Consider the following 14,200-nt stretch of genomic DNA (forward strand, 5'->3'; position numbering starts at 1 on the left):
CCTTCATCGAGGACAGCGTCCCGGACAGCCTTCAACCTCAAGTCCGGTAGAGGTCAAGGAGGCTCTTCCGGTCGCGGGCTTCGAGATGCCGGTCAGCGGGAAGGGCCCGCTACGGCACGGTGTAGCCGGCGGCGCGGAACAGCTCGTACCACTCGGGGCGGGTGAGCGGGATGTCCGAGCCGAGCGCGGCGGCTGCGACGCGCTCCGGCGTGGTCGTGCCGAGCACGACCTGCATCCGCGCGGGGTGGCGCGTGATCCAGGCGACCGCGATCGCTTCGGCCGGCACACCGTACTTTGCGCTCAGCCGGTCGATCACGGCGTTCAGCTCGGGGTAGCGGGGCGAGCCGAGGAACGGGCCGTCGAAGAATCCGGCCTGGAAGGGCGACCACGCCTGGACGGTGATGTCGTGCAGGCGGCAGTAGTCGACGATCCCGTCGTCGCGCACGACCGACTGGTCCAGGTCCTGCATGTTCGCGGCGACGCCCTGCGCGATCATCGGCGCGTGCGTGATCGAGAGCTGGAGCTGGTTCGCGACGATCGGCTGCGTCACGTACTTGCGCAGCAGATCGAGCTGCCGCGGTGTCTGGTTGGACACGCCGAAGGCACGCACCTTGCCCGCTGCCGACAGGTCGTCGAAGGCACGGGCCACTTCTTCCGGTTCGACGAGCGCGTCGGGACGGTGCAGCAGCAGGATGTCGAGGTAGTCCGTGCCCAGTGCCTCGAGCGAACCGTTCACCGACTCCACGATGTGCTCGTAGGAGAAGTCGAAGTACGGGCCGTCCTTGACGATGCCGGCCTTCGTCTGGATGACGAACTGCTCGCGCTCCGAGGGGCTGAGTTTCAGGGCCTGCGCGAAACGGCGCTCGCATCCGTGGCTGCCCGGCCCGTACACGTCGGCGTGGTCGAGGAAGGTGATGCCGGCGTCGCGCGCCGTGTGCACGAGGGTGCGCACGGCGTAGTCGGTCATGTCGTGGATGCGCATCAGCCCGAGGACGACATTGGGGACCACCATGTCGGTGCCGGGCAGGGTGAAGGTCTTCATGCGGCTCTTTCGCTGTGGCTCGGACGGATCAGGTGGACAAAAGCGCGTAGGCGCAGAGGACGGCGAGGTCACCGATGATGCGTCGCCGCATGGGTCGCCTCGGACCGGAGGCTCTCGTGAGCGCCCGCGGTGCCGCGCGACTGCCCCGCGCTCACTCTAGGAATCGCCGATCCAGAAATCCAACAGGTGTGGTTTCTGGGATTGAGAAGTGTGGGATGTAGATGCGCCGGCGCTCAAGGACGCGTGCGGACACGGTGAGCACGGCAGGGCGCTGATCCACGCCGTGACTCCCGCATCCGGTTCCGACGCCGGTCCGCGAGTCGGCACCGCACCAGGGGGTAGACGCGACTGCACAGGGCCGGAACCCGGAGCACGGAAGGTGCATGCAGGTGGACGAATCATCGGTCAGGGCTGTGGGTTGGGCGCGGTCCCTTCCGATGAGCAGCGACGTGAAGACGGCGAGGGACTGGTCCCGTGAGCGTCTGAGGGCGCTCGGCTGGACGGACAGCGCGCCCCAGACGGTCGACGCGGTGCTCCTGACCGTGTCGGAACTGGTCACCAACGCCCACGTCCACGCCCACAGCAGCGCCCAACTCGTGATGACCTGGGACACGCGCTGCCTGCACGTCGCGGTCCACGACGCCTCCGCCGACCTGCCCACTCCCCGCCCGCCGAGCGCCGACCGACTCGGCGGGCGGGGCATCCTCCTCGTCGACGCCCTCGCGGACAGCTGGGAAGCGCGTCCTTGCCCCTACGGCAAGACGGTTGTCGCCTGCTTCCACCCGCCCTCCGCCACTGCCTCCGACACCCCCTGACGTAGTCGACTGCCGCGTCGGTGGGTGCCGTCTCCCGTACGGGAATTCGGATGCGGTTGCGGCACGGCCACCCCTACCCTGCTGCCATGGGGTCGGCCTGTGCCGCCGCATCGGCCTTTCGTGGAGCGGAGACGTTCCGGATCACGACGTCATGGATCGAGGGTGCGCCGCCTATGAGCAGTCGGCTCTCCGCAATCTGCTTCCACACCGCGCTGCCCGCGGGCCTGGCCCGCTTCTGGTCCGGGGTACTGGGCTGGGAGTCGGCCACCGGTCCGGAGGGCGGCGACATCGAGGTTCTGCCCCCTGGCGGCGCCGGTTACCGCATGCGCTTCCTGCCGGACGTGGTGCCGAAGACCGGCCGGAACCGGGCGCACTTCGACCTCACGAGCACGTCCCCGGAAGACCAACGGCGGACGGTGGCCAGGGCCCTGCAACTGGGTGGCGGCCACATCGACGTGGGTCAACTCCCGGAAGAGGGACATGTGGTGCTCGCCGATCCGGACGGGAACGAGTTCTGTGTCATCCCGGCCGGCAACGCCTTCCTCGCCGGTACCGGAGCCGTCGGAGCACTGGCTTGCGACGGCACGCGGGAGGTCGGCCACTTCTGGAGTGAGGCGCTGCGGTGGCCGCTGGTCTGGGACCAGGACCAGGAGACCGCGATCCAGTCCCCGTCCGGCGGCACGAAGATCACCTGGGGCGGCCCCCCGGTGGCTCCGAAGTCCGGCACCAACCGGATCCGTCTCGAGCTCGCGCTCGGCGCCGAGGCCGACTTCGAGGCGGAGACCGAGCGCCTGCTCGCGCTCGGCGCGACGCACGCCGCCGGTGCGCAGGCCCACGGCCGGGCGTTCCTGCTCGACCCGGACGGCAACGAGTTCACGGTGAGACACCTCGGCTGAAACACCAAGTCTCTCTCCCGGCACCACGGGAACGGCGGGCCCGGTCTGTACTCGACCGGGCCCGCCGTTCCAGCCGCACTGTGCGGCACACCGCTCGGTACGTCGTCTACCAGCGGTACCAGCGACCCCTACGGCCGCCGCTGCCGGCGGGCCGGATGAGGAAGCCGAGCAGCCACACCACGAGCACGATGACGGCAATCCACCACAGTGCCTTCAAGGCGAAACCCGCACCGAAGAGGATCAGGGCCAGAAGAAGTACGAGAAGCAAGGGAACCATAGTCATCAACCTCCAGGCCACCGAATGCCCTGGCCTTCGCAGGACAAGCCCACGTACTCGGCGTTAGTTCCGTCGCAGGAGGGGAAGCCGCCGCGGAGCGCGCGGGACCCTTGGTAGGGTGCGGCGGTGTCGGCGATCAAGAAGTTCCAAGTCACCTTCGACTGCGCGGAACCCGAGCGCCTCGCCCGCTTCTGGTGCGAGGTGCTGGGATACGTCGTTCCACCGCCCCCGGAAGGGTTCGACACGTGGGACGACTACTGGAGTTCACAGCCGCCCGAGCGGCGTGGTGCGTGGTTCGCGTGCAGTGATCCGACGGGCGTCGGCCCGCGACTGTACTTCCAGCGCGTTCCCGAAGGGAAGGCCGTCAAGAACCGGGTGCACCTCGATGTGCGGGTGGGTACCGGGCTCGTGGGCCCCGAGCGCCTGGCCGCACTCGAGGCCGAACGCGCACGCCTGGTGCCGCTCGGAGCGGTGCACTTGCGCACCCTGTACGACGGCAACGACGCGTGCATCCCGATGCTGGACATCGAGGGCAACGAGTTCTGCATCGACTGAGCGCGCCACACCGGCCCGCTGTCGGCGGGGGCACGCCGGCGAGGGCGCTCCGGACACGTCGTCAGCCGCCCGCTTCAGTGTCCCCGGGCGCGCCAGTCGTCGGCCAGGACCGCCCAGACCTGCTTGTCGTGACGCACACCCCCGTACGGCCACGCCTCGCGTCGCACGCCTTCCAGTGTCATGCCGAGCCGCTCGGCGACCGCGGCGCTGCGCTCGTTGTCCGCCCGGCAGTGCCATTCGGCCCGGTGCAGTCCCCGGGTCGTGAAGGCCCAGTCCAGCAGCAGGCCGCAGGCCCGTGTGATCAGACCCCGGCCCTCGGCGGACGGCTCCAGCCAGCAGCCGATCTCGCAGTTGCCGAAGGCCGCGTCGAACTGGGTGAACATCACGCCGCCGACCAGCACCTCTTCGTTCCAGATGCCGTACAGGCGGGCACCGTCGGCGGCCTGGCGCGCGGCATACCGCTCAAGCGTGGCCCGTGCGCCGTCCGTGTCGTCGGTGACGAAGGCGGGCCCGACCCAGGGGCGGACGTGTTCACGAGCCCGGTCGAGATGACCCGCGAACTCCTCGGCCTGCCACACCTCCAGCGGACCGAGTCGAGCAGCGCCACCCAGCGACACCGAGAACATGACAGCCTCCCCGTTTACACAACACCTGTTATGGAAATGTACCGTGGCAGCATGCCACGTTCCAAGGGAGATCACGAGGCCCGGCGGCGGGACGTCTCCGCGGCGGTCTGGCAGGTCATGGCCACCCGCGGTTTCGCGGGCCTGACCCTGCGCGCCGTGGCCGCCGAACTCGGCGCGACCACGGGTCTGCTCACGCACTACTTCCCCACCAAGCACACCCTCGTCGAGTACGCCCTGGACCTGCTTGAAGAGCGCACTCAGTCCCGTCCCCGCCGCCACGCGGGCCGGGGCCCGGCCGCCCTCAGGGACGCCCTGCTGGACGTCCTGCCGCTGACCGCCGAGGCCACGGACAGCAATCGCATCTGGGTCTCCTCCTGGGACACCGCACTCTCCGACCCGGCGCTCACCTCCGACTACGGCCGCAAGTACGCCCGAAGCCGCGAGCGCCTGCGCACCCGGGTCGCCGCCGCGCAGGAGCTCGGCGAACTGCCCCCGGGCGACCCCACGCGGATCGCGGCGAGTGCGCAGTCCTTCGTGCTCGGGCTGGTGGTGCAGGCCCTGTTCGACCCGGCGGCGTTCCCGCCGCAGCGGCAGGTCGAGTTGCTGGACGACTACCTGGCCGCCCTGGCCGCCGGGGCGACCGGAGGCGGTGCGACGTCGCCCCCGCACGACGATTGAGGGCGGTCCGAGCAGGGCAGGGCGACCGTCCGGCGCCCCGCCCTCACTCGCTCAGCCGCCGGGGCGCGCCGCGCAGGCGAGGTCCCGCGCGGGACGTTCGCCGGTGGTGAGGAACCTGGTCGCCGCATCCTTGGCGCAGGTGTTGCGGCCGTACGGATAGACACCGTGGCCGCCCTGGTCGGCGGTCACCATCGTGGCCCTCCCGCCGAAGGCCCGCCGCAGCTCCCGGGCACCGGCCAGCGGCGTGCCCGGGTCGCGCCCGTTCTGCAGCATCAGCACGTTCGACGGGCCACGGCCGGTGATGCGCACGGGCGGTTCGGCCCGCTCCCGCGGCCAGAACGCGCAGGGGTTGATGCTCGCCGTGGAGCCGCCCAGCATCGGATACGTGCGCCGGTCCGCGGCGACGTTGCGCTGGTACTCCCGGACCGTACCCGGCCAGCGCGAGTCGCCGCAGACCACGGCGAACCGCGCGGCCATGAGGTTCTCCAGGTCCGCGGGCGGCTCGGGAAGCGGCAGCGGCCCGCCGGTGTCGGCCGCCTGCCAGAACTCGGCGAGCCGGGGCATGGAGCCGTCGGCGTAGAGACGGTCGAAGGTGTAGCCGCGGAACGCGGTCCCGTCGACGTTCTGGACCGGTTTCGCGTCCAGCCGCCCGGCGAGTTCGAAGAACTTGGCGGTGACCTGCTGCGGCGTGGAGCCCAGACCGTATTCGGGGTGCGCCGCGGCGAACGCGGCGAAGTCCGGGAAGCGGTCCTCCATCCCCCGGGCGAACAGCCGCATGGCCGTGACGTCGTAGCCGCCGGGTCCCATGTTGCTGTCGAGCACGATCCGGTCGCCGCGTCGCGGGAACAGCGTCGCGTACACCGCGCCGAGGTAACTGCCGTAGGACGCACCGAGGTACGACAGCCGCCGCTCGCCCAGCGCCGTCCGGATACGGTCCATGTCGCGTGCCGTGTTGGCGGTGGTCGTGTACGGCAGCATCCACGCCGTCCGCGAACCGCGGCACTGCTCCGCGATCCTCCGGGCGGGTCCGGCCTCCCGCGCGACGTCGGCCGCGGTGTGCGCGTACGGCGGGAAGTTGCCGCGCCACTGCTGCTCCTGCGTCAGGTCGCAGGTGACCGGCGTACTGCGGCCGACGCCGCGCGGGTCGAAGCCGATGATGTCGTAGGAGTCCAGCACCTTCTGGGGCAGCCCCGACGCGGCGAGGACGGCCGGGTAGACAAGGCCCGAGCCGCCCGGGCCGCCCGGGTTGGTCAGCAGGACGCCGCGCCGCCGCGACGGATCGGCGCTCGCCAGCCGGGAGACGGCGATCTCTATCCGCCGGCCGTCCGGATCGCGGTAGTCCAGCGGGACTTCCAGGGTCGAGCACCGCAGGCGGGGCGCCGAGGCACCCTCGGGGCACGGTCCCCACCGCAGGGTGCCCTGCGGCGGTGGGGTAGTGGCCGCCGACGGCACCGCCGAGGCCGGCAGCGTGGTCACCGCCAACGCGGCGGCGGTGAGGGCGAGGGACAGACTTCTGCGCACGGGGTGTCCTCCAGTGGGGGGTTCGGCCGGCATGGGACCGAGTCTGTTCGTCCGGCGTGGCCCGCACATCGGCCCGGCGGACCGGGTGCGCCTACGACCGTGGGAGAGGCGCCGGTTCGACCTGGGGCCAAGGCGTATCCGTCTCCGGTCCGATCCGCCGTTCGCACGGCATGGCGACAATGGCCCGGTGAACACGGACGATGCGCCGCGGACCGGCGCGTGGCAGCACACATGGCGGCTGACGGTGGCCGCGGTGGTGAGCGTGCCTGTCTGGCTCTCGACCCTGGCGCTGATGCGGAGCCGGTACGGCGAGCCGGGCCACTGGGTCCTCGTCGGCGATCCACTGGTGGCACTGGCCTGTCTGACGGTGCTCCGGTGGCGGCGGCGGTGGCCTCTCGCGGTCGCTCTGACGGTCGCCGTCGCGTCCGGTGTGTCCGCGCTCGCCACGGGCGCCGCGCTGCTGGCGCTGTGCTCGGTCGCCACCCGACGCCGTCCGGGGAAGATCGGGGCCGTCGTCGTGGCCTATGTGGCCGCCTCCCAGCTCGCCCACTGGATCTACCCGGTGCAGGGTTCGGCCGAGACGTTGTGGTGGGTCCAGGTCGTGGTGCCGGCGCTGACCGCGGGGATCGCGGTGGCCGCCGGCATGGCGGTCGGGGCACGGCGGGTCGAAGTACGGTCCCTGCGCGCACGGGCGGAGAGCGCGGAACGGGAGCAGAGTGCGCGGGCGGCGCAGGCACGGGCCCTGGAACGCAACCGGATCGCCCGCGAGATGCACGACGTGCTCGCGCACCGCATCTCCCTGGTCGCCATGCAGGCCGGGGTTCTCGACCACCGAGGCGACCTCTCGGCCGAGGAGAACCGCGTCCTGGTCCGCGGCATCGCCGACGGGGCCCACCAGGCACTGGAAGAGCTGCGGGAGGTCCTCGGCGTGCTCCGCGCCGACGCCGCGCGGCCGGAGCCCCCGCAGCCCTCCCTCGACCGCGTTCCGGACCTGGTGGCCGACGCCCGCGCCTCGGGTCTCGACGTCAGGTTCACCAGCACCGTGACCGCCGCCCCGCCCGACGGCGTCGGGCGGACCTGCTACCGGATCGTCCAGGAGGCGCTGACCAATGCCGCCAAGCACGCGCCGGGCGCGGTCGTGCGGGTCACCATCGAGGGGGCCGCGGGCGGGACCCTCGACGTCGGTGTCCGCAACGGACCGGCTCCCCGAGGTGCCGCACGGCCACCGGCCTCGGGCTTCGGGCTGCTGGGCCTCGGCGAACGAGTCGCCGTCGCCGGCGGCGAACTCGGCCACCGGCCCACCTCCGACGGCGGGTACCTTCTCACCGCACGACTGCCCTGGCCGGACGGGCCGGCCCACCGCCACGAAAGGGGCGCCTGAATGGAAGGCCGACAGAATCCCGTACGGATCGTCGTCGTCGACGACGAGGAGCTGGTGCGCATGGCGCTGCGGCTCGTCATCGACGGCGAACCGGACCTGACCGTCGTGGCGGAGGCGGCCGACGGGAACGCCGCGCTCGCCGTGGTGGACGAGCAGCGGCCCGACGTGGTGCTGATGGACGTACGGATGCCGGGCCGGGACGGTCTGGACACGGCCCGGGAACTGCTCGCCCGGCCGGCCCCGCCACGGGTGCTGATGCTGACCACCTTCGACTCCGACGACCTGGTGCTCGGGGCGCTGCGTGCCGGGGCGCTCGGCTTCGTCCTCAAGGACACCCCGCCCTCACGCATCCTCGACGCGGTGCGGACCGTCGCGGACGGCAACCCGGTGCTGTCCCCGGCGGCCACGGCACGGGTGATCGCCGCGGCCACGGGGCCGGGCTCCTCGCACATCCGTGACCGCTCCCGCGGCGCCGCGCGCGAACGGCTGTCCCTGCTGACCGAACGGGAGCGGGAGACCGCCCGGGCCATCGCGGACGGACTGGGCAACCAGCAGATCGCCCAGCGGCTGCGCATCACCGTCGCCACGGTCAAGGCCCACACCGGCAGCCTGTTCGCCAAACTGGCGGTCGAGAACCGGGTCCAGGTCGCTCTCCTGGTCCGGGACGCGGGGGACGCGACGGGAGAAGGCTGACGTGGCGGGCGTCGACGTCAGCCGATGTGCCAGGTGAAGCTGCCTCCGTTGTTGGCGGCGACGGCGAACGTCACGATCATGAGGACGATGTCGACCACACCAAGACCGAGTGCCCACTTGGCCATCGTGGAGCCGGTCTGACGCAACGCCACGGCGCCGAAGACGATCGCGAGCGGGCCCAGGACGATCGGCAGGATGAACAGACCGACGATGCCGCAGACCAGTCCGGCGATCGCCAGTCCACTGGTCCTGCCGCCCTTCCGGGCTCCCGTTCTGCTGTAGGTCGACATGTTTTCTCCCGGATTCTCGTGGATCGGTTGGGTTTCTCCTTCGATGACCTTCGAGTTGCCCGTCGGGGTCGTTTCATACATGCGGCCCGTCAAGTCCGGGGTTCATGACAGGAGTTGCCGCCTCACGGCCGTGGGCCGTGCTCCGGCCCGCGGCGGGTGGTGGCCGGCGCCGCGCCCGCAGGGGCGCTTTCGGGCAGTTCCAGATGCCGGCCCCGGAACCGTGCCCGTAGTGCGCGGTCGTGTGTGACCAGCACGATCGCCCCCGCGTACCCGGTCAGCGCCTCCTCCAGCTCCTCGACCAGCGCCGGTAACAGGTGGTTGGTCGGCTCGTCCAGGAGCAGCACCTCCGGGCGGCCGGCGAGGACCCCGGCCAGGGCGAGCCGGGACCGCTCGCCTCCGGAGAGAGTGCCGAGGCGGCGCTCACGGCCGAGCCCTGGCATGCCGAGGTGGTACAGCGCGATGTCCACCCGGTGGTCGGCGCCGTAACCGTCCCGGGCCTCGTAGCGCGCGAGGAGGACGGCGTACGCGGCGAGCGCCGCCGGGTCGCCACCGTCACCGAGGGCCCGCTCGGCGCGGCGCAGCTCGGCCTCCAGTGCGCGCAGGTCCGCGAGGGCCAGGTCGACGGCGTCCTGGACGGTGGCGGTCGGGGGCAGGGGGAGGGCCTGCGGCAGACAGCCGACACCGCCGGGGGCGGTCACGGTCGCCTCACCGCTGTCGGGGCGCTCCCGGCCTGCGGCGATCCTGAGGAGGGTGGACTTGCCGGCGCCGTTGTCACCGATCAGCCCGGCCTTCTCGCCCGGCTTGAGCGTGAAGGAGACCTGGTCCAGGACGGTGCGGCCGGGGTAGCGCTTGGTGACGGAGCGAAGGGTGAGTTGTGAGGTGTGCAAGGTCGGGTCCCTCCTGGCCGGGCGTGTTTCGGCCCGGGCCGGATCGGGGGTGGATGACTGCACGGCGAGGCGCGGCGACGGCGGGGCGGTGCTCCACGCCGTCGGCGCCGGTGACCTCACAGGGAACCCATGCGAGGGACGGTACGCCACGGCGGGCGACTTCGCAAGACGATACGTCTCGCCTTGTTGGGGTGCCCTCGGCTCGCCTGCTCACATCTCGGAGGCTCCCCACCGGGTGACCGTCACCGCGTCGCCCACCGACACGGCTCCCGGTCGTACGACGGCGAACTTCGCACCGAAGGCCAGTCCGCCCTCGGTCCGGCGATAGCGGGCCAGAGCGCGCAGTGGCTCCGGCCCGGTCCTGTGCGCCGAGCGCTGGTCAACGGTGGTGACCACGCACCGCAGTGCCGGCTTCGCGTATCCCAGTTCGCTCCCTCCGACCGTCACTCTCCGCACGAGGTCCTCGGTGTGGGGCTGTTCCCAGCCGTCGACGACGATGTTCGGCCGGAACCTCTCCATCGGGACCGCGGGGTGTCCGTCCGCCCGGAGTCTCTCGTTGAGCAGGTCCAGGGACGCCTTGGACAGGATGTGTACGGCGCTACTGTCGGCGTAGCCCGAGGTGCCGGGTGTGAGTCCGTCGGTCACCCGCCGATGGTCCGGCGGCACCCGTACCAGCCGGCTGGTCTCACCGACCGCTTCCGACAGCCACTCCCCCACGACGGATCCCTGATCGATGCCCTGGAACGGCTCGCCGAACAGGTCCACGGGGCGGCGGGGGCCGCTCCGGTCGACGGGGAGGTGGAGTGGCTCCAGATCGGGGTGGCGCAACGTCATGCTGGAACCGTCCGAGCTGATCTCCGGTGCGACCAGCGCCAGTTGGGGATGGCGGCGCTGGGTGCGGTACACACCTTTCCCGTCGACGACGAGGAACGCACGGTCGTGCGTGATCCCGGCCGGTGTTACGGCCGCCGTGGTGGCGTGGACGGCAGCACAGCCCTTGACCGGGTAGTAGGCCAGTCGCGCGATGCGTGGTGCGCAGCGGCGCACGGTCTCGGGCCGTGGCAGGCGCTCGGGCGCAACGGGACGGGCGCTCAACGGGGATGCCTCACGGGACGACTCCTTGGGTCGACGAGGTGCGGTGACACAGACGGACACCGGGGCTGTCCGTCGCCGCCCATCCTCCTGCCTGCCGCTCGTCGGCGCCTGCGAGACGGGTGCGCATCACCTGCCGGGCACGGCGCCCTCAGGGTGCCCAGGGTGCCTCGACGGACCAACTGGCGTCGGCCGCGAGGGTCTGGGGGCGGTTGTACGTGTCGCCGGTGCCGCTGCCGGAGGCGATGTACACCTGGGAGGCGTGGTGGCGCAGGTAGGACCCCGGAATGTTGATCGACTCCAGGGTCACGCCCGTGCCGCCGAGTCCGGGCCGGGCGCAGAACGTCGCGTCCTGCCGGAACAGTGCCGAGCCGTCGTCGGGCGCGAGGCGTACCCGGCTGTCCGCGTGCCGCAGGAACCTCCCGGGGTAGTTCACCGACTCCAGCGAGTAGCACGAGGAGTCGGCGAGCCCGCGCCGCACCGTGTACGTGGCGTCCTGTTTGAGCAGGGCGCTGCTGCCCGCACCGACGATCTCGGTCCAGCCGAGGCTGTCGGAGTGGCGCAGATACCGGTCGGTGTGGCCCCAGGTGGTGACCCGCAGTGACTTGCGCACGTCGGTGGGCAGTTGGACGGAGCTGCGCCACAGGGCCGGCTCGCCGACGTTCCAGGTGGCGTCGGCGGCGAAGGAGGCGGCGGTGTCCCAGGTGTTCGGGCCGCCGCTGCGGGCGAGGTACACGTTGTCGGCGTAGTGCCGGAGGTACTGGCCGGGGTGGTTCCTGGACTCGAACGACGTGCCGCCCGCGGCCAGGCCGGGCCGACCGCACCAGGTCGCGTCCGCGGCGAACGAGCCGCCGGTGTCCGCGTCGACACGCACCCGGCTGTCGGCGTGGCGCAGGTAGCGGCCGGGGAAGTTGACCGACTCGAACGAGTGGCAGCGCGGGTCGGCGAGTCCGGTGACGGTGCGGAAGGAGGCGTCCTGGCGGGGGCCGTCACCGGAGGCGGCGGTGAGGACGTCGGTGCGGGCGAGGGAGTTCGCGTGCCGCAGATAGCGGTCGGTGTGTCCGGGCGTGGTCACCCTGAACGACCGGACGTGGCCCGGGGTGAGCGCCGGGGAGGCGTTGAGGTTGCGGGAGGCCGCGATCAGCGCGCCGTGCGCCTGACGGAGCCGGTCGGTGTCGACCTTCTGCACGCGTCGGTCGTAGGTGTAGAGGCCGTTGTACTCGCCCTCGACGTCGGTGATCTCCGTGTAGACGTAGGCGGACAGGCCCTTGGTGGTCATGAGCTGCTGTACGTCGCGGACCATGCCGGTGTAGCGGTCGTTCAGCTGCGCCTGACTGGAGACCTGTTCGTAGGCGAAGAACTGGCCGTTGGGGCTGTACTCGTGGCCGGGGTTGCGCAGGCCGATGCCGCCGAACTCGCCGAGGACGGAGACGCGGGTGTCCGAGGGACGCGGTGCGTCGGGACCGGTGTAGACGTGCCAGTCGATGATGTCGCCGGTGCCCGGGTCGCCCCGTGAGTCGCAGCAGTTGTAGCCGCTGTGCGGGTTCATCAGGCGGCTCGGGTCGTAGTTCTCCAGGTCGGTGGTGACGCGCCGGGTGGCGGCGAGGTCCCACTCGCCCCAGCCCTCGTTGAAGGGCACGTAGGTGACGACCGCCGGGGAGAACCGGTGCTCGTCGATGATCTCGTGGGCCTCGGTCTCGAACTGCGCGGTCTGCGCGGCGGTGCGGTTGTGGTCGAACGGGATGGTGGACGGGATGTCCTGCCACACCAGCAGTCCGAGCCGGTCGGCGTGGTAGTACCAGCGGGCGGGTTCGACCTTGATGTGCTTGCGCACCATGTTGAAGCCGAGGTCCTTGTGCTTCTCCAGGTCCGAGGCGAGCGCGGCGTCGGTCGGGGCGGTGTAGAGGCCGTCGGGCCAGAAGCCCTGGTCGAGCGTGCCGATCTGGAAGACGAACTCACCGTTCAGCGTGGGCCGCATGACCCCGTTCAGCATCTTCTTGCCGATCTCGCGCATGCCGAAGTAGCTGGTCACGGTGTCGACCGCGGTGCCGGACGCGTTGCGCAGGGTGACGCGCAGGTCGTACAGGAACGGGTCGTCCGGTGACCAGCGGCGGGCGTCCGGGACGGGCACGGAGAACTCGGTGAAGCCGCCGGTGGAGCGGCCCACGACGGTCGAGCCGTTGATGGCCTCGGCCAGGACGGTGTGGCCGTCGGCGTTGCCGCGGGTGAAGACCCGGACCCGGGCGGTGTTGTCCGAGAGGCTCGGCCGGATGTCGACGGAGTAGATCGACGACGCCGGCGTGGGCTCCATCCAGACGGACTGCCAGATGCCGGAGGTCGGCGTGTAGAAGATGCCGCTCGGATTGTTGGTCTGCTTGCCGACCGGCTGCTTCTCGCCCCGGCCGTCGGTCGGGTCGTACACGCGCACGATCAGCTCGTTGGCACCGCTCCTCAGCTGCGGGGTGATGTCGGCCTCGAAGCGGTCGTAGCCGCCCTTGTGAGTGGTGACCCGGGTGCCGTTGACCCAGACGGTGGCCTCGTAGTCGACGGCGCCGAAGTGGAGTTGGACGCGTCTGCCGTTCCAGTTCTGCGGGACGGTGAAGGACCGCTTGTAGAACATCAGGTCGCGGTTGTCGTTGCGCATGATGCCGGAGAGCGCCGACTCGACGGGGTACGGGACGAGGATGCGCTCGGGCAGGGTCTGGCCGACGGGCGGCGCGGCGTCGCGGTCGACGTTGCCCGCGCCGTCGGTGGGCGGGTTGAGGAACTCCCACTCGCCGTTGAGGGACTGCCAGTCGGGCCGCGTCATCTGGGGCCGCGGGTATTCGGGCAGCGGGCTGGTCGTGGAGACCTGGCCGGTCCAGGGGGTGGTCAGTGGTGGTGCTTTGGGCGTGACGGCGGCCACGGCGGCGGTGGTTCCGGTGACCAGCAGGCCTCCGGCCATCGCCAACAGGACCGCCAGACAGGCGATGATGCGTCGCATCGAGGTCCTCCAGGGCAGGACGGCGCGTGGAGGCCGGTGTGCCGCAGCGAATCGCCGGCCGTCGCGACGGGCGGGCCAGGGCGGTGCGGTGTACGGGCTTCCGACGCGGTCGGACGAGCGGCACGAACGCGGGCAGGGCGCCCCGCACCCCGGCTGGAAGACGCGAAGGCGGCCGAGGTGCGGGGAACCTAGCACGGAACAGACTCGAACGGAATCACTCAGGAACCCCCAAGATTTGGCGCTCATAGGGCACTTGATCCCTCATCACTCACCGCCCTCTCGCCGGAGAGCAGCGAGCCTCCTCACATCCGCACAGACCCGGCTCGGGCGACGGATCGCGGACACCGACGCGTGCGCGAGGTCTGGACAGTCGTCGGGGAGCGTGCTGTCATTCGGCTTGTCGCGGGATTTCCAACGTTGGAAGGAGAGCTCCTCCCGGCCTGCCGAACCTCCGACTCCCGTTC

Annotated in this window: 13 protein-coding genes and 2 pseudogenes; 6 read left to right on the forward strand and 9 right to left on the reverse strand. The window is 71.3% G+C overall.

What is annotated here, in order from left to right; translation table 11 throughout:
- Window positions 1–109: 109 nt before the first annotated feature.
- On the reverse strand, window positions 110–1,042 hold the full coding sequence (locus ACIQFU_RS09145) for an aldo/keto reductase family oxidoreductase (RefSeq protein ID WP_402550220.1): 933 nt from the start codon (window positions 1,040–1,042) through the stop codon (window positions 110–112).
- Window positions 1,043–1,479: 437 nt separating this feature from the next.
- Here ACIQFU_RS09145 and ACIQFU_RS09150 point away from each other — a divergent pair, with 437 nt between their 5' ends.
- Both ACIQFU_RS09150 and ACIQFU_RS09155 read left to right on the forward strand, forming a co-directional pair.
- On the forward strand, window positions 1,480–1,857 hold the full coding sequence (locus ACIQFU_RS09150) for an ATP-binding protein (protein WP_402550221.1): 378 nt from the start codon (window positions 1,480–1,482) through the stop codon (window positions 1,855–1,857).
- Between the two features lie 173 nt (window positions 1,858–2,030).
- A complete protein-coding gene (locus ACIQFU_RS09155; RefSeq protein WP_402550222.1) occupies window positions 2,031–2,753 on the forward strand; it encodes a VOC family protein in 723 nt (240 codons plus the stop codon).
- Between the two features lie 106 nt (window positions 2,754–2,859).
- On the opposite strand, the gene ACIQFU_RS09160 is transcribed toward ACIQFU_RS09155, so the two are convergent.
- Window positions 2,860–3,030, reverse strand: a complete 171-nt coding sequence (locus ACIQFU_RS09160) for a hydrophobic protein (RefSeq protein ID WP_402550533.1) — start codon at window positions 3,028–3,030, stop codon at window positions 2,860–2,862.
- Window positions 3,031–3,156: 126 nt separating this feature from the next.
- Between ACIQFU_RS09160 and ACIQFU_RS09165 the strand changes: the two genes are divergently transcribed.
- Window positions 3,157–3,585 (forward strand): VOC family protein, encoded by a 429-nt coding sequence (locus tag ACIQFU_RS09165; RefSeq protein WP_402550223.1) that lies wholly within the window; start codon window positions 3,157–3,159, stop codon window positions 3,583–3,585.
- 74 nt (window positions 3,586–3,659) lie between these two features.
- Here the strand turns inward: ACIQFU_RS09165 and ACIQFU_RS09170 are convergent, their stop codons facing one another.
- Entirely contained in the window at window positions 3,660–4,211 is a 552-nt protein-coding gene (locus ACIQFU_RS09170) for a GNAT family N-acetyltransferase (RefSeq protein WP_402550224.1), read from the reverse strand.
- A gap of 51 nt (window positions 4,212–4,262) precedes the next feature.
- Between ACIQFU_RS09170 and ACIQFU_RS09175 the strand changes: the two genes are divergently transcribed.
- Complete coding sequence (locus ACIQFU_RS09175; RefSeq protein WP_402550225.1) at window positions 4,263–4,889, forward strand: TetR/AcrR family transcriptional regulator; 627 nt, start codon at window positions 4,263–4,265, stop codon at window positions 4,887–4,889.
- A 51-nt stretch (window positions 4,890–4,940) separates the two neighbouring features.
- Here ACIQFU_RS09175 and ACIQFU_RS09180 read toward each other — a convergent pair whose 3' ends face one another.
- A complete protein-coding gene (locus ACIQFU_RS09180) occupies window positions 4,941–6,410 on the reverse strand; it encodes an alpha/beta hydrolase (RefSeq protein WP_402550226.1) in 1,470 nt (489 codons plus the stop codon).
- A 187-nt stretch (window positions 6,411–6,597) separates the two neighbouring features.
- Here ACIQFU_RS09180 and ACIQFU_RS09185 point away from each other — a divergent pair, with 187 nt between their 5' ends.
- Together ACIQFU_RS09185 and ACIQFU_RS09190 are read left to right on the forward strand one after the other, a co-directional pair.
- The gene (locus tag ACIQFU_RS09185; protein WP_402550227.1) at window positions 6,598–7,791 is read left to right on the forward strand and encodes a sensor histidine kinase; all 1,194 of its coding nucleotides are present in this window, start codon (window positions 6,598–6,600) and stop codon (window positions 7,789–7,791) included.
- Entirely contained in the window at window positions 7,792–8,484 is a 693-nt protein-coding gene (locus tag ACIQFU_RS09190; RefSeq protein WP_402550228.1) for a response regulator, read from the forward strand. It abuts the gene before it with no gap.
- Between the two features lie 17 nt (window positions 8,485–8,501).
- On the opposite strand, the gene ACIQFU_RS09195 is transcribed toward ACIQFU_RS09190, so the two are convergent.
- From ACIQFU_RS09195 to ACIQFU_RS09215, 5 genes and pseudogenes are all read right to left on the reverse strand, one after another.
- On the reverse strand, window positions 8,502–8,774 hold the full coding sequence (locus tag ACIQFU_RS09195; RefSeq protein WP_402550229.1) for a DUF4190 domain-containing protein: 273 nt from the start codon (window positions 8,772–8,774) through the stop codon (window positions 8,502–8,504).
- 194 nt (window positions 8,775–8,968) lie between these two features.
- Window positions 8,969–9,661 (reverse strand): annotated as a pseudogene (locus ACIQFU_RS09200) (ATP-binding cassette domain-containing protein); the annotation flags it as partial.
- Between the two features lie 210 nt (window positions 9,662–9,871).
- A complete protein-coding gene (locus ACIQFU_RS09205) occupies window positions 9,872–10,708 on the reverse strand; it encodes an MOSC domain-containing protein (RefSeq protein WP_402550534.1) in 837 nt (278 codons plus the stop codon).
- Between the two features lie 196 nt (window positions 10,709–10,904).
- The gene (locus ACIQFU_RS09210; protein ID WP_402550535.1) at window positions 10,905–11,366 is read right to left on the reverse strand and encodes an AbfB domain-containing protein; all 462 of its coding nucleotides are present in this window, start codon (window positions 11,364–11,366) and stop codon (window positions 10,905–10,907) included.
- A 36-nt stretch (window positions 11,367–11,402) separates the two neighbouring features.
- Window positions 11,403–13,736: pseudogene (locus tag ACIQFU_RS09215) on the reverse strand (AbfB domain-containing protein); the annotation flags it as partial.
- Between the last annotated feature and the right edge of the window lie 464 nt (window positions 13,737–14,200).

Origin of the sequence: Streptomyces sp. NPDC093065, from assembly GCF_044754585.1 — a bacterium.
Classification (GTDB): domain Bacteria; phylum Actinomycetota; class Actinomycetes; order Streptomycetales; family Streptomycetaceae; genus Streptomyces.